This is a genomic window from Streptomyces laurentii (genome assembly GCF_040635425.1).
In the GTDB taxonomy this organism is placed as follows: Bacteria; Actinomycetota; Actinomycetes; order Streptomycetales; family Streptomycetaceae; genus Streptomyces; species Streptomyces laurentii.
Map to the genome: position 1 here is coordinate 1 of NZ_JBEYHT010000064.1, position 18,639 is coordinate 18,639.

The following is an 18,639-nucleotide window of genomic DNA, read 5'->3' on the forward strand; positions in this document are numbered from 1 at the left end:
CGCCCGGTTACATTCCGAACCCGGAAGCTAAGCCTTTCAGCGCCGATGGTACTGCAGGGGGGACCCTGTGGGAGAGTAGGACACCGCCGAACAATTTTTAGCCTCAACCCCCGGACTTTGTCCGGGGGTTGAGGCATTTTTGCGTTCATCTCCAGGAGGGTCGCCAAGCCGGCTGCCGCCCCTGTGTGGCCGCCTGCCTCACCCCTGTGAGGATCGCCACGAAAAGGACAAAGGATCACTATTGGCTGCAAGAGTGGCCGCATCGCCCGATCCATCCTGGGAGCACGCCCGTGGCCGCCCTCGCACGATGGTGCGTCAAGCACCGCCTCGTCGTCGTTCTCCTCTGGTTGCTCGCGCTCGGCGGGACCGTGGCCGGCGCGGCCGTGGCGGGCAGCGCGTACTCCTCCGACTACGAGGCCCCCGACACCGAGTCGGGCCGCGCGCTGGCGCTGCTCGACCGGGGCTTCCCGGGCGCCGGCGGTGACAGCGGCACCATCGTCTGGCACACCGAGCACGGCAGCGTGCGGGCCCCCGGCGTCGAGCAGCGGATGACCACCATGCTCCACCAGGTGGAGTCGCTGCCCGGGATCGCCTCCGTCACCTCCCCGTACGGCTCGGTGCCCGGCCGGATCAGCGCCGACGGCCGTACCGCCTACGCCGAGGTCGCCTTCGCGGCCGAGGGCGACAGCGTTCCCACCGAACGGGCCCAGGCACTCCTCGACACGGCCCGGGCCGCCGCGGGGAACGGCGTCCAAGTGGAGCTGGGCGGCCAGGCCGTCGGCCTCACCGAAGCGCCCGGCGGACACACCGCGGAGGCCGTCGGCGTGATCGTCGCCGCCGTCGTCCTCTTCATCGCCTTCGGTTCGCTCGCCGCCTCCTTGTTGCCGATAGGGACCGCGCTCGTGTCCGTGGGCACGGCCTACTCCGGCATCACCCTGCTCGGGCACCTCATGACGGTCGCCGACTTCGCCCCCATGCTCGGCATGCTCATCGGTCTTGGTGTCGGCATCGACTACGCGCTGTTCGTCGTGACCCGGCACCGGGCCGGTCTCAAGCGCGGCCTGCCCGTCGGCGAGGCCGCCCGCATCGCGGTCGCCACCACCGGCCGGGCCGTCGTCTTCGCCGGTGCCACCGTCTGTATCGCCCTGCTCGGCATGCTGATCCTCGGCCTCGGCTTCCTCAACGGCGTCGCCGTCGCCGCCTCCCTGACCGTCGTCCTCACCGTCGCCGCGTCCGTCACCCTGCTGCCCGCGCTGCTCTCCCTCATCGGCATGCGCGTGCTCAGCCGCCGCGAGCGCCGCCGGCTCGCCGAGCACGGCCCGCAGCCGGAGCTGCCCACCGGTTTCGCCGCCCGCTGGTCCGCCTTCGTCGAACGCCGGCCGAAGCTGCTCGGTGCCCTCGCCGTCGTCGTCATGGCGGTGCTCGCGCTGCCCACCTTCTCCCTCCACCTCGGTACCTCCGACCAGGGCAACAACCCGGCCGGGACGACCACCCGCACGGCGTACGACCTGATCGCCGCAGGCTTCGGACCCGGCGTCAACGGGCCGCTCACCTTGGTCGCTGGCCTCGACGGCGCCGACGACCGGCTCGCCCTCGACGCGCTGCCGGACCGGCTCGCGCACACCCAGGGCGTCGCCTCGGTCTCCCCGATCACGTACAACGGGGCGGGTGACATCGCGGTCCTCACCGTCGTTCCCGACTCCTCGCCGCAGTCGAAGGCCACCAGCGAGCTGGTCGACCGCATCCGCGGCGAGGTCCTGCCGGCCGCCGCCCACGACAGCTCGCTCCAGGTGCACGTCGGCGGGGTCACCGCCTCGTACGACGACTTCGCCGAGGTCCTCGTCGGCAAACTGCCGCTGTTCGTGGGCGTCGTCGTCTCGCTCGGCTGCGTCCTGCTGCTGCTCGCCTTCCGCTCGATCGGCATCCCGCTGAAGGCCGCGGTGATGAACATCGCGGCCGTCGCCGGCGCGTTCGGCATCGTCGTCGCGGTCTTCCAGTGGGGCTGGGGGAGCGAGCCGCTGGGCCTCGGCAGCGCCGGGCCCATCGAACCCTTCCTGCCCGTGATCATGGTGTCGGTGCTCTTCGGACTCTCGATGGACTACCAGGTCTTCCTGGTCAGCAGGATGTACGAGGAGTGGCTGGAGACCGGCGACAACCGGCGGGCCGTCCGGGTCGGCCTCGCCGAGACCAGCCGGGTGATCAACTCGGCGGCGGTCATCATGATCTCCGTCTTCCTCGCCTTCGTCCTGTCCGGCGACCGGGTCATCGCGATGTTCGGGATCGGGCTCGCCGCCGCCGTCGCCCTCGACGCCTTCGTCCTGCGCACCCTGCTGGTGCCCGCGCTGATGCACCTGCTCGGCGGCGCCAACTGGTGGCTGCCGCGCCGGCTCGACCGGATGCTGCCCCGGATCAGCATCGAGCCGCCCGAGTGCCGGATCGCCGCCGAAGCCCGCAGAGGAGCGGCCGCCGGGCCGGTGGCCCCGGAAATCGCGGGCGGTGCCGACTCCCGCCATGCGAAGATCCCCGCGCGAGAGGTGACCCTGACACAGCCGGAGGAAAACGAGGATGTTCGCGATATCGCTGGGTGACGACGGTGCCGAGCTGACCCCGCTCGCACCCTGGCAGGCGGAGGAGTTCTTCGCCCACATCGACGCCTCGCGCGACTACATCGGCGCCCACATCGGGATGCCCGACGCCGTCTCCGACCTCGCCGCCGCCCGGGCGTTCCTGAGGTCGTACGCGCAGAAGAGCGTCGACGACGCCGGGTATCTGTACGGCATCCGCGTCGACGGCCGGCTGGTCGGCGGCCTGATGTTCCGGGTCTTCAGCACGACGAGCGGGACGGCCGAGGTCGGCTGCTGGCTGGAGCCGGCCGCCGCCGGGAAGGGCCTGGTCACCCGCGCCTGCCGGACCATCATCGACTGGGCGGTCGAGCAGCGCGGCATCCACCGCGTCGAGTGGTACGCCCCGTCCGAGAACGCCCCCAGCCTCGCCGTCGCCCGCCGCCTCGGCATGCGGCGCGAAGGGGTGCTGCGACAGCACTACCCGTACCGCGGCAAGCGCGCCGACATGGAGGTGTGGTCGGTCCTCGCCCCCGAGTGGCGGGCCGCCAAGGAGGCGGCGGCGGGCGGGACCGTCTAGGGCCTTTCTTTTGGGTCAGGCTGGGTCAGGGAGCGGGGTTCGGCACGCGAGCCCAGCAGGATCCGAAAGAAAGGCCCTGGCGTCAGCCGCTTTCAGGGCCCCGGAACGTGTCGGCGTGCCGCGCGCACCAGACCCGGAACGTCCGAGCAGGCGCTCCAGGGTGTCCGTACGGAACCCGGCGGTGTCGGCGTGCATGAGGGCGAAGCCCTCCGTGAGGGCGTCGGCGAGCGCCGGGGGCGCCCCGTGGGGGAAGCGGGACCGTACCGCCTCGGCCGGAGTGGCCGTCTCCCGGACCTCGAGGTCGCGGCCGATCGTCTCGGAGAGGATCCGGACCTGCTCGGCGACGGTGAACAGCTCGCCGCCGGTGAGGACGTACTCCCGGCCCTGGTGGCCGTCCTCGGTCAGGGCGAGGGCGGCCACCGCGGCGATGTCCGCGGGGTCGACCGGCGCGTGGCGGCCCGGGCCGACCGGGTCGAGGACGTAGCCGCCCTCGCGGATGGTGGGCAGCCAGTCGAGGGCGTTGGTCATGAAGCCGCCGGGCCGCAGGAACGTGGCGGGGACGCCGGAGCCGCGGACGATCCGCTCGCGCGCGTGGTGCCAGCGGCCCATGGCGGGGATCGGGTCGAAGGCGACGTGGGCCGAGGACGGATGCACGATGTGCCGTACCCCGGCCGGTCACCGCGGATCTCACCGCGGCCGAGCGCGAGGTCCTCCTCGGCGCCCTGGCGAAGGTCCACCGGGCGGCGACCGCGCTGCTGAGCGGGCCCGCCGGGGAGGGCGGCGCCACTCCCTAAGGACCCCCTGGGGGTGCTCTAAGGGCCCCCGTACGCCGAACATGCGGAACCCGCCCGATGTGCCCGTACCCCCTGGGCGAGCAGAGTGGAGGCATCGCAAGGAGCGAAGCCGACACCGGCGAAACCCTCAGGGAGAACCCCATGTTCGCGTACGAACTGCACCGCATGCAGCACGCCGAGCTCGTCCGCCAGGCCGACACCCACCGCCTCGCCCGGGAGGTCGCCCGCGCCGCCCGCCGTACCGGACGCCGAGAACCCGAGGGGCGGGTGAGCGCCCTCCGCGACCGCTACACGCCGGCCGCGTGATCGCATGATCACCCATACGAGCGCGGGGGCGGCCGCCTGTGCGATGCTCAGCGCCGTGGAGACCAGGTCAGTCAGCCCCGTGTTCGTCGGCCGGGCGGGCGAACTCGCCGCCCTCACCGAGGCGCTCTCCCGCGCGGCCGCGGGAGAGCCCCAGGCCCTTCTCGTCGGCGGCGAGGCGGGCGTCGGGAAGACCCGCCTCATCGAGGAGTTCACCCACCTCGCCCGGGACCGCGGCGCCGTCGTCGCCGTCGGCGGCTGTGTCGAGATCGGCGCCGACGGACTGCCGTTCGCGCCCTTTTCCGCCGCCCTCGCCGCCCTGCGCCGCGCGCTGCCCGAGGAGTTCGCCGCCGCCGCCCACGGCCAGGAGGGCGAACTCGCCCGGCTGCTGCCCGAACTCGGCGACCCGGCCGGCCACGACCACGCCGCCGAGGACGCCACCGCCCGCCTCTTCGAGCTGACCGTACGGCTCCTCGAACGCGTCGCCGAGGACCACACCGTCGTCCTCGTCCTGGAAGACCTGCACTGGGCCGACGCCTCCACCCGGCACTTGCTCGCGTACCTCTTCCGCACCCTGGCCCACGGCCGCGTCGCCGTCGTCGCCACCTACCGCGCCGACGACATCCACCGCCGCCACCCGCTGCGCCCGCTGCTCGCCGAACTCGACCGGCTGCGCTCAGTCCGCCGCGTCGAACTCGCCCGCTTCACCCGCGCCGAGGTCCACCGCCAGCTCACCGGCATCCTCGCCGCCGAACCCGACCCCACCCTCCTCGACGAGATCTTCCGCCGCTCCGACGGCAACGCCTTCTTCGTCGAGGAACTCGTCGCCTCCGAGGCCTGCGGCTGCGCCGTCGGCTCCCTCAGCGAATCGCTCCGGGATCTGCTCCTGATCCGCGTCGAGACCCTCCCCGAATCCGCCCAGCAGGTCGTCCGCACCGTCGCCGAAGGCGGCTCCACCGTGGAGTTCGGCCTGCTCGCCGTCGTCACCCGGCTCTCCGAGGACGCCCTGATCGAGGCCTTGCGCGCGGCCGTCGGCGCCAACATCCTGATTCCCGCGCCCGACAGCGACGGCTACCGCTTCCGGCACTCCCTCGTCCGCGAGGCCGTCAGCGACGACCTGCTGCCCGGCGAACGCTCCCGGCTGCACCGCCGCTACGCCGAGGCCCTGGAGGCCGACCCCGGCCTGGTCCGCGCCGGCGAACGCGCCAGCCGGCTCGCCACGCACTGGTACCACGCCCAGGACACCGCCCGTGCCCTGCCCGCCGTCCTGCGCGCCTCCGTCGAGACCCGCAAGCGCCACGCGTACGCCGAGCAACTCACGCTCCTCGAAAGGGCGATGGAGCTGTGGGACACCGTCCCCGACGAGGTCCGCGGCGCGCTGCGCCCCATGGACTACGCCGAGTCGTACCCCGCCTGCGGCTGCGACCCGGAACACGCCCCGCTCACCCACCTCGACCTGCTCGCCGAGGCCGCCGTCGCCGCCCGGCTCTCCGGCGCCCGCGAACGCGCCCTGAAGATCGGCCGGACCGCGCTCCGGCTGCTCGGCGGTGAGGAGGAACACGACCCGCTGCGGGCCGCCTGGTTCTGGGTCGAGCGGGCCCGGCTCGAATCCCAGCTCGGCCGCGGCGACGGCTGGGCCGAGATCAGCCGCGCCCAGGAACTCGTCCGCGGCCTGCCGCCGTCGGCCGTGCACGCCATGGTCCTCGCCGACGCCGCCGGCTGGGGCATGCTCCGCGCCCCCGGCGTGGATTCCCTCGCCGCCGCCGAACGGGCCGTCGAATACGCCCGGTTGGTCAAGGCCGAGGCGACCGAGCTCAGCGCCCGGCTCACCCTCGGCACCCTCATGGTCGCCGCCGGGGACACCGAGGCCGGACTCGCCGAGCTGCACGCGGTGCGCGAACGGACCATCTCCCGAGGCCAGTTCCACGAAGCCGCGCGTGCCTATGTCAACATCTCCTCCAGCCTCGAAGGGCTCGGCCGTTCACGGGAAGCCGTGGACGCCGCCGTCGACGGGATCGCCTTCGCCCACACCCGGGGCCTGCTCGACTCCGCCGGCTGGATCAGAGCCAACCTCGCCGAGTCCCTGGTCTCGCTCGGCGCGTGGGACCGCGCCCAGGAGGAGGCCGAACTGCTGCTGCGCACCGGTGCCGCCTCCTCCAAGCCGGGCGGCACCGCCCTGCTCCAGCTGGCCCGGCTCGCCCTCCTGCGCGGCGAGACGGCCACGGCCGCCGCGCGCGTGGCCGAGGCCCGTACCCGCTACGGCGCCACCCACGACCCCATCCCGCAGTACACCCTGCCCACGGCACGGACCGCCGTCGCCGTCGCCGCCGCCGAAGGGCGGATCGAGGAGGTACGGAGCGGGCTCGCCGCGGCCGTCGACGCCGGCTTCCCGCCCGGCACCCATCGCTACGGCTGGCCGCTGCTGCTCGCCGCCGTCGTCGCCGAGGCCGACCACCGGGGGCTGCCGGCCGCCGACGCGGGCCGGGACGAGGCGCTGGAACGGATCCGTGGCTGCCTGCTGAGGCTCGCCGCCCCGTGCGGCGTCTGGCAGGCGTACTCCCTGTACGTCTCCGCCGAACTGGCCCGCGCCGAGGGCCGCGACACCGCCGGCCGCTGGGCCGAGGTCACCACCGCCTTCGCGGCGCTGGACCGCCCCTACGAACTGGCCCGTGCCCGCTACCGGCTCGCCGACGCCCTGCTCGCCGAAGGCGGCCGGCGCGACGAGGCCGCCGCCCTGCTCCACGACGCCCACACCACCGCCGACCGCCTCGGGGCGCGGCCGCTGCGCGAGGACGCCGAACTCCTCGCCGCCCGGGCCCGGCTGGCGCCGCCCACAGGCGAGGCGACGGCCCCCGCCGCGCCCGCACCGGAGCAGGACGACGCCTTCGGACTGACCCCGCGCGAACAGGACGTGCTGCGGCTGGTCACCGAGGGCCGCACCAACCGGCAGATCGCCGAGACGCTCTTCATCTCGCCGAAGACGGCCAGCGTCCACGTCTCGAACATCCTCGCCAAGCTGGGTGTCTCCGGCCGTGGCGAGGCCGCCGCCCTGGCGCACCGGCTGCGCCTGCTGGAGACCCCCGTCTGATCAGGTCCGTCCTGGATCCGGCTCCGGCTCCGGCCCCATCCCCGGCTGCCGCCCGCTCAGGCGGGGTCGGCCGGCGCCGGGATCCGTATCGTCACCTTGCCCGAGGCGAGATCTATCGGGCCGTGGTGCGGATTGGCGTCGCCCAGGTCCTCCCGGGTCAGGGCGAGCCGCTGCCGCTCGTCGTCGGTGTGCTTGCGCCCGGGTGCGAAGAACTCCTCCGCGATGTTGAACATGCGTCCTCCCTCGGCACCGGTACTCGGTCGGTCGGTCCGGACGGCGGCCGAGACGGCGGGGACAGCCGGGTCGGGCGAGGCGGCTACGGCGTGAACTCCAGACGCAGGATCCGGTCGTCCCCCGGACGGGGCGTGCCCCGGGTGTCGGTGTTGCTGGTGGTCAGCCACAGGCCGCGGCCCCCCGCGGTCGCCAGGACCGTGCGCAGCCGTCCGTACTCACGGGTGAAGAACGCCCGGGGCCGCCCGGAAAGTTCCGTTCCCGCGAGCGGGACGCGCCAGAGCCGCTGCCCGCGCAGCGCGGCCATCCAGATCGCGCCCCGGGCGTACGCGATGCCGCTCGGCGACGCCTCCGACGGGTGCCACCGCGCCACCGGGTCCGTGAGCCCGGGCCGCCCGGCCCGGCCCTCGGCGAGCGGCCAGCCGTAGTTCCGGCCGGGCCGGACGAGGTTCAGCTCGTCCCAGGTGTCCTGCCCGAACTCCGACGCCCAGAGGTGCCCCGCCGCGTCCCAGGCCAGGCCCTCCACATTGCGGTGGCCGTACGAGTAGACGACCGAGCCGGGGAAGGGGTTGCCGGGCGCCGGGCGGCCGTCCGGGGTCATCCGCAGGATCTTCCCGCCGAGCGAGCCCTTGTCCTGGGCGAGCCCGCGCTGCCCGGTCTCGCCCGTCCCGGCGTACAGCATGCCGTCCGGTCCGAACGCGATCCGCCCGCCGTTGTGGATGAATCCCTTCGGGATTCCGGTGAGCACCGGCTCCGGCGCCCCGAGCCGGTCGCCCGCCGCGCCGCCGTACCGCATGCGGACGATCCGGTTGTCGGTGGCCGAGGTCAGATACGCGTACAGGGTCCCGTCCCGGTACGCGAGGCCCAGCAGCCCGCCCTCGCCGGCCGGCGTCACCCCGGGAACCACACCGAGCGAAGTGTGGTGTCCGTCGCGTACGGCGATCCGGGTGACGGTACGGGCGTCGCGCGAGGAGACGAGCAGATCGCCGTCCGGCAGCTCGGCCAGGCCCCACGGGGACTTCAGGTCCTCGGTGAGGGTGCCGGCCACCCGGACGGCGGGCGGTGGCGCGGCCGTGGCAGTGGCGGTGGTCGCGGGAGACGCCGAGGCCGCCGTGGTCGCCGTGGTCGCGGGGGACGTCGCGGGTGCCGAGCATCCCACCACCAGGAGAAGGGGTGACACGGTGGCGGCGAGCAGCAGGGCGAGGCCTCGGTCGCGGCGCATGGTCCGGTTCCTTTCCGGCGGCGTTCCCTTCTTGATACACCGCCCGCGAACACCGCGCCCGGCCTCGCCGGACCACCCCGGGACCATCGCCGGGGCCGCCCGGCCCGTCAGTCCCAGGATCCCCGGGGCGCGGGCAGCGCCGCGATCTCCGCGAGATCCGCCGCGTCCAGGAACAGCTCCGCCGCCCGCGCGTTCTCCACCGCCCACGACTCCCGCTTGGCGCCCGGGATCGGGATCACGTGCGGCCCCTGGGCCAGCACCCACGCCAGCGCCACCTGCGCCGGGGTCACCTCCGCGCCGTGCCGGGCCGCGACCCGGCGCAGCCCCGCCACCAGCGACTGGTTGGCGGCCATCATCTCGGCCGTGAAGCGCGGGTGCCGGGCCCGCGGGTCGTCCTCCTCGAAGCCGCCGCCCGGCGTCAGCGTGCCGGTCAGGAACCCGCTGCCCAGCGGCATCGCGGCGAGGAAGCCCACTCCGCGCGCCGCGCACCAGGGCAGCAGCCGCTCCAGGGCCTCCGGCGACCACACCGACAGCTCGGCCTCGACCGCGCTGACCGGGAAGACCTGCTGGACCCGTTCCAACTGCCGGATCGTTCCGTCGTAGCCGCCGCCCGGCCTGCGCCGGCGGGTGGTCCGCGCCCCGACGGCGCACAGACCGAGCGCGCGGACCTTGCCCTGCCGGACCAGGTCCGCCATGGCGCCCCAGGTCTCCTCGACCGGCACCTCCGGATCGGCCCGGTGCAGCTGATAGAGGTCGATCACGTCCGTCTGGAGCCGCCGCAGCGAGGCGTCGCAGGCCCGGCGGACATAACCGGGCCGGCCGTTGGCCACCACGTGCTGATCGCCCACGAGCAGACCGCACTTCGTCGACACGAAGGCGTCCGCCCGGCGCTCCTTCAGGACCCGGCCCAGCAGCAGTTCGTTGGTGAAGGGGCCGTACATGTCGGCGGTGTCGAGCAGGTTCACCCCGGCGTCCAGCGCCGCGTGCACCGTCCGCAGCGAGCGGTCGCCATCGCGCTGCGAGCGGCTGTAGCCCCAGCTCATCGGCATGCATCCGAGGCCCACCGCACCCACACCGAGCGCCGCCGCCCCGATCGTCCTGCGCTCCACGTGCCGGTACCCCTCCCTGTGCCGTCCCTCAAGGTAACCAATGGGCTGCGGGATTCTTCGCATAGCCTCCCGGTCATGACTGTGCACAAGACCCCGACGGACGTGTGGCTTCCGATTCCCGCCGACGAGATCGACGGACTTCCCGAGCCGGGCGCGTCGGGCCTGAACTATCTCTTCTGGGACGGCGGACCGGACTTCCCCGGCGATCCCGCCTCCTGCGTCTTCTACGTCGTCCCGTACATGAAGGGCGAGCAGATCGCCGTCCGCCCGCTGTCCGGGATGAGCCGGGTCCGCGTCGTGCAGACGCTGTCGGCCGGCATCGACCATGTCACGCCCGGCATCGGCGCGCTGCCGCCCGGCGTACGGCTGTGCAACGCGAAGGGCGTGCACGAGGCCAGCACGGCGGAACTGACGCTCACCCTCATACTCGCCTCGCTGCGCGGCATCCCCGGCTTCGTCCGAGGTCAGGACGCGGAGGAGTGGCGGTCCGGCTTCTATCCCGCCCTCGCCGACAAAACAGTTCTGATCGTTGGATACGGCTCGATCGGGGCCGCGATCGAGGACCGTCTCACGCCCTTCGAGTGTGCGCGGGTGGTACGCGTCGCACGCTCCGCGCGCACGGGGGAGCACGGACCGGTGCACGCGATGGCGGACCTGCCGGAACTGCTGCCGGAGGCCGATGTCGTCGTGCTGTCCACGCCGCTCACCCCCGAGACCCGGCACCTCGCCGACGGGGACTTCCTCGGCCGGATGAAGGACGGGGCGCTGCTGGTCAATGTGGCGCGTGGGCCGGTGGTGGAGACCGCCGCGCTCCTGAAGGAGACCGAGACGGGCCGGATCCGGGCCGCGCTCGACGTCACCGACCCGGAGCCGCTGCCCGCCGGTCACCCGCTGTGGCACGCGCCGGGCGTCCTGGTGACCCCGCATGTCGGCGGCTCCACCTCCGCGTTCATGCCGCGCGCCAAGCGCCTGCTGGCCGCACAACTCACCCGGTTCGCAGCGGGGGAGGACCCGAGCAACATCGTCCTGACCACCTGACCACCTGACCACCCCTGGGGGTGTCTTGGCGACCGTGCGAGCTGGGCATGATCGGCAGGGCGTCCCCCGCAGGGCGCTGCGACGGCGTGCGCCCCCGCGTGCGCTCCGCGCCACCCCCAGGCCGTCACGGAGAGTACTGCGACCCTGTCCCTGAGTGACGAACCTGGTGTATGGTCCCGGAGCGGGGGACTGCGTCGAGTACGAGCGGACGCTGGGGAGTGACGTGACGGGACATCAGATTCCGAGGGGGGCGACGGATGGCGTACGAACGGACGACCGCCGGTCCGGTGCGGCGATGCCGCCGTCGGCCCCCCTCCCATACCGCATCGCCCTCCCGGCCCCCCGCGCGGCCGAGGGGGCAGGGTTCTGCGTGTGCTCCACCCGCTCCACGGCGGGTGGAGCGGCGCCGCCCGGGTCCGCCGGCGGCGCCGGTGCCGGTGACACCGCGCGCCCGGAGCGCGGCTGCGGCTGCGGGTGCGGCTGCGCCGGTACGGGCCGTGCCGGCGGGGCCTGGGCCGACGGCGAGGTGTGCCGCTCCGGCCTCGGCCGCGGCGTGCCCGCCCCGCGCGGCGGCGCCCGGCCATCCGGCGTGCCGCCCGAGCCGGCCGGCGGCTGCGGCGGGCACGCCGTCGCCGGGCCGGACGAGGGCGGCGAGGGACCCGGGATGCGGCAGCATCCCGGTGAGGCGCGGGAGCGGACGGTGAGCGCCGGGGCACTCGTCGACGACGCGGCCGGCCGCGCCGACTGGGCCGACCCCGTCGACTTCGCCGCCTACCTCGACCACACCGGCCACATCGGCTGCCTCGGCCACGCCGACCTCGACGACCCCGCGGACCCCACCGACCACGCGGACCACGCCGACCGGTCCGACGCGGACGGGCGGTCCGGGCCCGGGCCCGGCGCCGTACTGGCCCAGATCGGCCTCGGGCTCATCTGCGGCGGGTACGCGACCGGCGCGGCCCTCGGCTGGGGCTCCGCGGAACTCGCGCTCGTCATGGGCGACTTCGGCCTGAGCGCCGCCGCGCTCGCCGCCACCGTCTCCTGCCTGCTCTATGCCCGGATCCCGCACCGTCAGCGCGGCATCCGCCCGGCCTGGCTGCTGTTCGCCATCTCCTCGTTCATGGCCGCCGTCGGCAACGGCGTCTGGGGCTGGTACGAGGTCGTGCTGGACCGCCCGGTGCCCAGCCCGTCCCTCGCCGACCTGTGCTTCTTACTCTTCGCACCGCCCGCCATCGTCGGCCTGCTCGTCCTCGCCCAACGCCCCGTCACCCGGGCCGGCTGGGTGTGCCTGGGGCTCGACTCCTGGCTGATCGGCGGCTCCCTGCTCACCCTGTCGTGGAGCCTCGCGCTCGCGCACACCGCCTACCTGCCGGGCGAGAGCGTCGCCCGGGCCGCGCTCTCCCTCGCGTACCCCCTGCTGGACATCGTCCTCGTCAGCATGGTGCTCGCCCTGCACTTCCGCCGGTCGCACCTCAACCGCTCGGCGGTCAACACCGCCATCGCCGCGCTCGCGCTCACCGTGCTGTGCGACGCCCTGTTCACCTCGCCGCTGCTGCGCGAGCACTACAGCTCCGGCCAGCTCCTGGACGCCGGCTGGTTCGCCGGCTCCCTGCTGCTCGCCTACGCGCCCTGGGGCGCCCGGCGGGCCGCCGACGCGCAGCCCGCGCCCCTGCCGGTGCCCGCCCCGCGCACCCGGAACCCGCGCCGCCGCCCGTTCGCCGCGCTCACCCCGTACCTCGCCGCCGCGGTGTGCACCCTGAGCATCCTGTACAACGTGGTCGAGGGCCGCCGGGTGGACCGCGTCGTGGTCCTGACCGGCTGCGCGGTCGTGCTCGCGCTCGTCGTCCGGCAGGCCATCATGCTGGTCGACAACATCGCCCTCACCCACGAACTGGCCCAGAAGGAGAACCACTTCCGGTCCCTTGTCCAGGGCTCCAGCGACGTCATCATGATCGCCGCGCCCAGCGGGGTGCTGCGCTATGTCAGCCCCGCCGCCGGCGGCGTCTACGGACGCGAGGCCGAGGAGCTGGTCGGCTCGGCGCTGGCCTCGCTCATCCATCCCGAGGACCTCGGCGCCGTCGTCCACGAGGTGCGCCGCTTCCTCGCCGCCGTGCCCGCCGAGGAGCCCACCACCCGCATCGAGTGCCGCTTCCGCTCCGGCCGCGGCAGCTGGCTCAACGTCGAGTCCACCGTCAACCGCCACCAGGGCGGCCTGCTCTTCAACAGCCGCGACGTCACCGAACGCGTCCGTCTGCAGGCCCAGCTGCGGCACAACGCCGAGCACGACCCGCTCACCGACCTGCCCAACCGGGCACTGTTCACCGAGCGGGTCCGCGGCGCCCTGAGCGGCCGCCGGGCCTCCGACCCCGGCACCGCCGTGCTCTTCATCGACCTCGACGGCTTCAAGGCCGTCAACGACCGCCTCGGCCACCAGGCCGGCGACGACCTGCTCGTGCAGGCCGCCCGCCGGCTCCAGGACTCCGTACGGGCCGGGGACACCGCCGCCCGGCTCGGCGGCGACGAGTTCGCCGCGCTCATCCTCGGCGACGGCACCCACGACCGGGCCGCGCGCGAGCAGCGGGTGTACGAGATCGCCGACCGGCTGCGCGGCACGCTGTCCCAGCCGTACCGTGTCGAGGGCGGCGCCGAGGTGCGCGTCGCCGCCTCCATCGGCGTCGCCTTCGCCGACCCGGGCGTCGGCGCCGGGGACCTGCTGCGCAACGCCGACCTCGCCATGTACCGGGCCAAGGCCGCCGGCAAGAACCGGGTCGAGCTGTACGCGCCGCAGATGCAGGCCGAGGTGGAACGCCGTACCGAACTGGCCACCCGGCTGCGCACCGCCCTGCACGACGGCGAGTTCGCCCTGTTGCACCAGCCCGTGGTCGACCTCGCCACCGGCCGGATCGCCGCCGTCGCCGCCCAGGCCCGCTGGCGCTCCGCCCAGGGCATCCTGTTCACCCCCGCCGAGTTCCTGCGCGCCGCCGACGACGGCGAACGCACCGCCGAACTAGGTCACTGGCTCCTCCAGGAGGCCGTCGAACAAGCCGCCGACCGGGTCGGCAGCGGGCACCGTGCCCCCGTCACCGTCCGCCTCTCCGCTCGCAGACTGCTCGACCGTTCCATGCCGCTCGGCACCGTCGAGGGGCTGCTCACCCGGCACGGCCTGCCCTCCGGCTCGCTGATCGTCGAGCTCGCCGACAGCGACCCCCGCGACCCCAGGATCACCTTCGCCGAGCTGGAACAGCGTCTGGCCGCCCTGCGCCGCCTCGGCGTCCGGATCGCCCTGGACGGATTCGGCAGCGGCCACGCCGCCATCGACGCCCTGCGCCGCCTCCCCGTCGACATGCTCAAGCTCGACCACGGCCTCGTCGAGGGCATCGTGGAATCGGCCAGATTGCGCAAGATCACCAGCGGTCTGCTGCGCATCGCCGGAGACCTCGGGATGCAGTCCGTCGCCGAGGGCGTGGACCACCCCGAGCAGGTGCAGGCCCTGCGCTCCATGGGCTGCACCCACGCCCAGGGGGCGGCCTTCGCCGGCCCGCTCGACGAGTACCGGCTGCGCCGTGCCCTGGTCAGAGGCACCTATCCGATGCCGGGAGCAGCCGGCGCCGGGGTCCCCGTGACCGCCGGAAACGGACCCTCGCTCCGCTCACATGGTGAGACGCCCATCCCACCCCCTTGACAGTATGTGTGCGCCGGGGGGAGGGTCAGTGACATGCGCACCCGAATTCTCGTACTTGGACAGCGCGTCGGCTGAGGCAGGCCTGCGAAAGGCCGCCTGACACACACCGACGCGCTCCCCTCGCTTGCCTCACGGCACGAGGGGTTTTTTGTTGCACTGGATCACCCCGAAGTCGTCCCAAACCCTCGCAAAACCCCTCGCACAAACCCTCTGCCTCGAGAAGAGATTGCTGATGACCGAGCAGGCCACCGGGCACCATCCGCAGCCGCGGACCCGTCACGGCGCACCGACCGCCACGACCGTCGAGCACGTCACGGGTGCGCAGTCCCTCATTCGTTCTCTCGAGGAAGTAGGCGCCGACACCGTCTTCGGCATCCCGGGCGGGGCGATCCTCCCGGCGTACGACCCGATGATGGACTCGCGGCGAGTGCGCCACATCCTGGTCCGGCACGAGCAGGGCGCGGGCCACGCGGCCACCGGTTACGCCCAGGCCACCGGCAAGGTCGGGGTCTGCATGGCGACGTCCGGTCCCGGCGCCACGAACCTGGTCACCCCGATCGCCGACGCGCACATGGACTCCGTTCCGCTGGTCGCGATCACGGGGCAGGTCGCCTCGCACGCGATCGGTACGGACGCCTTCCAGGAGGCGGACATCTGCGGCATCACGATGCCGATCACCAAGCACAACTTCCTGGTGACGAAGGCGGAGGACATTCCGAGGACGATCGCGGAGGCGTTCCACATCGCCTCGACGGGCCGTCCGGGTCCGGTGCTGGTCGACATCGCGAAGGACGCGCTGCAGGCGAAGACGACGTTCTCGTGGCCGCCGCAGATGGACCTGCCGGGCTACCGGCCGGTGACCAAGCCGCACGCCAAGCAGATCCGTGAGGCGGCCAAGCTGATCTCGGCGGCGAAGCGGCCGGTGCTGTACGTCGGCGGCGGTGTCATCAAGGCCGGCGCGACGGCCGAGCTGAAGGTCCTGGCGGAGCTGACGGGCGCGCCGGTGACCACCACGCTGATGGCGCTGGGCGCGTTCCCGGACAGTCACCCCCAGCACGTGGGCATGCCGGGCATGCACGGTTCGGTCACCGCGGTGACCGCGCTGCAGAAGGCCGACCTGATCGTCGCGCTGGGCGCCCGGTTCGACGACCGGGTGACGGGCAAGCTGGACGGCTTCGCCCCGTACGCCAAGATCGTCCACGCGGACATCGACCCGGCCGAGATCGGCAAGAACCGCACCGCGGACGTGCCGATCGTGGGCGACGCGCGCGAGGTCATCGCCGATCTGGTCCAGGCCGTCCAGGCCGAGCACGCCGAGGGCGACAAGGGCGACTGCACCGCCTGGTGGTCGGATCTGAACCGGTGGCGCGAGACCTACCCGCTGGGCTACGACCTGCCCAAGGACGGCAGCCTCTCGCCGCAGCAGGTCATCCAGCGCATCGGCAAGCTCGCGCCGGAGGGCACGATCTTCGCCGCCGGCGTCGGCCAGCACCAGATGTGGGCCGCGCACTTCATCGACTACGAGCAGCCCGCGACCTGGCTGAACTCCGGTGGCGCGGGGACGATGGGCTACGCGGTCCCGGCGGCGATGGGCGCGAAGGCCGGCATGCCCGACCGCACGGTCTGGGCGGTCGACGGCGACGGCTGCTTCCAGATGACCAATCAGGAACTGACCACCTGCGCGCTGAACAACATCCCGATCAAGGTCGCCGTCATCAACAACGGCGCGCTGGGGATGGTCCGCCAGTGGCAGACGCTGTTCTACAACCAGCGCTACTCCAACACCGTGCTGCACTCGGGTCCGGGCGACGCCGAGCCGACGGCCAAGGGCACCCGGGTCCCGGACTTCGTGAAGCTGTCCGAGGCCATGGGCTGTGTGGCGCTGCGCTGTGAGGACCCGGCCGACCTGGACAGGGTCATCGCCGAGGCCAACGCGATCAACGACCGTCCGGTCGTCGTGGACTTCATCGTCCACCAGGACGCCCAGGTCTGGCCGATGGTCGCCGCCGGCACGTCCAACGACGAGGTCATGGCCGCCCGCGGAGTCCGTCCCGACTTCGGCGACGGCGCGGACGACTGAGGCGAAGAGCGAAGAGAAGCAGAGAACAGGCAGAGACAGGAAGAGACCCCACCATGTCCACCAAGCACACGCTCTCCGTCCTGGTCGAGAACACGCCCGGCATCCTCGCCCGGATCGCCGCCCTGTTCTCCCGCCGCGGCTTCAACATCGACTCGCTCGCGGTCGGTGTCACCGAACACCCCGACATCAGCCGCATCACCATCGTGGTCAGTGTCGAGGACCTGCCCCTGGAGCAGGTGACGAAGCAGCTCAACAAGCTGGTCAACGTCCTGAAGATCGTCGAACTCGAGCCCGGCGCGGCGATCCAGCGCGAGCTCGTCCTGGTGAAGGTCCGCGCCGACAACGAGACCCGCTCCCAGATCGTCGAGATCGTCCAGCTCTTCCGCGCGAAGACCGTGGACGTCTCGCCCGAGGCGGTCACCATCGAGGCCACCGGTTCGAGTGACAAGCTCGAGGCGATGCTGAAGATGCTGGACCAGTTCGGCATCAAGGAACTCGTCCAGTCCGGGACCATCGCCATAGGGCGGGGCGCCCGGTCCATCACCGACCGGTCCCTGCGGGCCCTCGACCGCAGCGCCTGACCCCGCACCGCCCGACCTCGCGGCGCCCGACCCCGTGCCGCCGCACCCGTTTTTCCCGTGTCACGCCGTCAAGAGGCGTCGGCCGCCGGTCCATCCGGCGGTCCGCCTGGCGAGATGCGGCACCCTACTTCCGCGCTCCGCCGTACGGTGGGACGCATCACCAGCACCTCAAGGAGAACCCCCGTGGCCGAGCTGTTCTACGACGACAACGCCGACCTGTCCATCATCCAGGGCCGCAAGGTCGCGGTGATCGGTTACGGCAGCCAGGGCCACGCCCACGCGCTGTCGCTGCGTGACTCGGGCGTCGACGTCCGCGTCGGTCTGCACGAGGGCTCGAAGTCCAAGGCCAGGGCCGAGGAGCAGGGTCTGCGCGTCGTCACCCCGGCCGAGGCCGCCGCCGAGGCCGACCTGATCATGATCCTGATCCCGGACCCGATCCAGGCACAGGTCTACGAGGAGTCCATCGCCCCGAACCTGAAGGACGGCGACGCGCTCTTCTTCGCGCACGGCTTCAACATCCGCTTCGGCCTGATCAAGCCCCCGGCCGGCGTGGACGTCGCGCTGGTCGCCCCGAAGGGCCCGGGTCACCTGGTCCGCCGTCAGTACGAGGAGGGCCGCGGCGTCCCCGCGATCGCCGCGGTCGAGCAGGACGCCACGGGCAACGCCTTCGCGCTGGCCCTGTCGTACGCCAAGGCCATCGGCGGTACCCGCGCCGGTGTCATCAAGACCACCTTCACCGAGGAGACCGAGACCGACCTGTTCGGTGAGCAGGCGGTGCTGTGCGGCGGCGCCAGCGCCCTGGTCAAGGCGGGCTTCGAGACCCTGGTCGAGGCCGGCTACCAGCCGGAGATCGCCTACTTCGAGTGCCTGCACGAGCTGAAGCTGATCGTCGACCTCATGTACGAGGGCGGCCTGGAGAAGATGCGCTGGTCGGTCTCGGAGACCGCCGAGTGGGGCGACTACGTCACCGGCCCGCGGATCATCAACGACGCCACCAAGGCCGAGATGAAGAAGGTCCTCGCCGAGATCCAGGACGGCACCTTCGCCAAGAACTGGATGGACGAGTACCACGGCGGTCTGAAGAAGTACAACGAGTACAAGACCCAGGACGAGCAGCACCTCCTGGAGACCACCGGCAAGGAGCTGCGCAAGCTCATGAGCTGGGTGAACGACGAGGAGGCGTAAGTCTCCGGGCGCGGGCCGGACCCCTCGTCCGGCTCGCGCCGCCCCGCGCACCACCGCCGTAACGGGCCGGCGTCACTCCCTCCGTACGGCCCGGCCGGCACCCCCGTACGGCGCTTGGACACCCCGTCCAACCACGGACGGGTGATCCTTCCAACGCGGCGTACGTGGCCGCTCGGCCCACCACC

Annotated in this window: 13 protein-coding genes and 1 rRNA gene; 10 read left to right on the plus strand and 4 right to left on the minus strand. The window is 73.0% G+C overall.

The window, feature by feature from the left end; translation table 11 throughout:
* The 3 genes from rrf to ABZ693_RS29590 all read left to right on the plus strand — a co-directional run.
* A 5S ribosomal RNA gene (gene rrf, locus ABZ693_RS29580) occupies positions 1-92 on the plus strand; the annotation flags it as partial.
* A gap of 198 nt (positions 93-290) precedes the next feature.
* A complete protein-coding gene (locus ABZ693_RS29585) occupies positions 291-2,588 on the plus strand; it encodes an MMPL family transporter (protein WP_359883499.1) in 2,298 nt (765 codons plus the stop codon).
* The gene (locus ABZ693_RS29590) at positions 2,566-3,141 is read left to right on the plus strand and encodes a GNAT family N-acetyltransferase (RefSeq protein WP_359883502.1); all 576 of its coding nucleotides are present in this window, start codon (positions 2,566-2,568) and stop codon (positions 3,139-3,141) included. Before ABZ693_RS29585 ends, ABZ693_RS29590 begins: the two co-directional genes overlap by 23 nt.
* Before the next feature lie 15 nt (positions 3,142-3,156).
* Here the strand turns inward: ABZ693_RS29590 and ABZ693_RS29595 are convergent, their stop codons facing one another.
* Positions 3,157-3,795, minus strand: a complete 639-nt coding sequence (locus tag ABZ693_RS29595) for a Rossmann-fold NAD(P)-binding domain-containing protein (RefSeq protein ID WP_359883504.1) — start codon at positions 3,793-3,795, stop codon at positions 3,157-3,159.
* Between the two features lie 281 nt (positions 3,796-4,076).
* Between ABZ693_RS29595 and ABZ693_RS29600 the strand changes: the two genes are divergently transcribed.
* Positions 4,077-4,241 (plus strand): hypothetical protein, encoded by a 165-nt coding sequence (locus tag ABZ693_RS29600; RefSeq protein ID WP_359883507.1) that lies wholly within the window; start codon positions 4,077-4,079, stop codon positions 4,239-4,241.
* Positions 4,242-4,284: 43 nt separating this feature from the next.
* The gene (locus tag ABZ693_RS29605) at positions 4,285-7,326 is read left to right on the plus strand and encodes a helix-turn-helix transcriptional regulator (protein ID WP_359883578.1); all 3,042 of its coding nucleotides are present in this window, start codon (positions 4,285-4,287) and stop codon (positions 7,324-7,326) included.
* Between the two features lie 56 nt (positions 7,327-7,382).
* Here the strand turns inward: ABZ693_RS29605 and ABZ693_RS29610 are convergent, their stop codons facing one another.
* The 3 genes from ABZ693_RS29610 to ABZ693_RS29620 all read right to left on the minus strand — a co-directional run bounded on the left by ABZ693_RS29610 (position 7,383) and on the right by ABZ693_RS29620 (position 9,888).
* Positions 7,383-7,559, minus strand: coding sequence for a DUF6191 domain-containing protein (locus ABZ693_RS29610; RefSeq protein WP_359883509.1), 177 nt, complete (start codon positions 7,557-7,559; stop codon positions 7,383-7,385).
* Positions 7,560-7,642: 83 nt separating this feature from the next.
* Complete coding sequence (locus ABZ693_RS29615; RefSeq protein WP_359883512.1) at positions 7,643-8,779, minus strand: PQQ-dependent sugar dehydrogenase; 1,137 nt, start codon at positions 8,777-8,779, stop codon at positions 7,643-7,645.
* A gap of 107 nt (positions 8,780-8,886) precedes the next feature.
* The gene (locus ABZ693_RS29620; protein WP_359883515.1) at positions 8,887-9,888 is read right to left on the minus strand and encodes an aldo/keto reductase; all 1,002 of its coding nucleotides are present in this window, start codon (positions 9,886-9,888) and stop codon (positions 8,887-8,889) included.
* 102 nt (positions 9,889-9,990) lie between these two features.
* On the opposite strand from ABZ693_RS29620, the gene ABZ693_RS29625 reads away from it, so the two are divergent.
* The 5 genes from ABZ693_RS29625 (at position 9,991) to ilvC (ending at position 18,454) form a co-directional block, all read left to right on the plus strand.
* Positions 9,991-10,926 carry a 2-hydroxyacid dehydrogenase gene (locus ABZ693_RS29625; RefSeq protein WP_359883581.1) on the plus strand — a complete coding sequence of 312 codons (936 nt, stop codon included), beginning with the start codon at positions 9,991-9,993 and terminating at the stop codon, positions 10,924-10,926.
* Between the two features lie 370 nt (positions 10,927-11,296).
* Positions 11,297-14,608: a putative bifunctional diguanylate cyclase/phosphodiesterase gene (locus ABZ693_RS29630; protein WP_359883518.1), complete on the plus strand. Its 3,312-nt coding sequence runs from the start codon at positions 11,297-11,299 to the stop codon at positions 14,606-14,608.
* A gap of 232 nt (positions 14,609-14,840) precedes the next feature.
* A complete protein-coding gene (locus tag ABZ693_RS29635) occupies positions 14,841-16,688 on the plus strand; it encodes an acetolactate synthase large subunit (protein ID WP_359883521.1) in 1,848 nt (615 codons plus the stop codon).
* Positions 16,689-16,741: 53 nt separating this feature from the next.
* Positions 16,742-17,269, plus strand: coding sequence for an acetolactate synthase small subunit (ilvN, locus tag ABZ693_RS29640; RefSeq protein ID WP_359883523.1), 528 nt, complete (start codon positions 16,742-16,744; stop codon positions 17,267-17,269).
* A gap of 183 nt (positions 17,270-17,452) precedes the next feature.
* The gene (ilvC, locus tag ABZ693_RS29645; RefSeq protein ID WP_359883525.1) at positions 17,453-18,454 is read left to right on the plus strand and encodes a ketol-acid reductoisomerase; all 1,002 of its coding nucleotides are present in this window, start codon (positions 17,453-17,455) and stop codon (positions 18,452-18,454) included.
* The last annotated feature ends 185 nt before the right edge of the window (positions 18,455-18,639 follow it).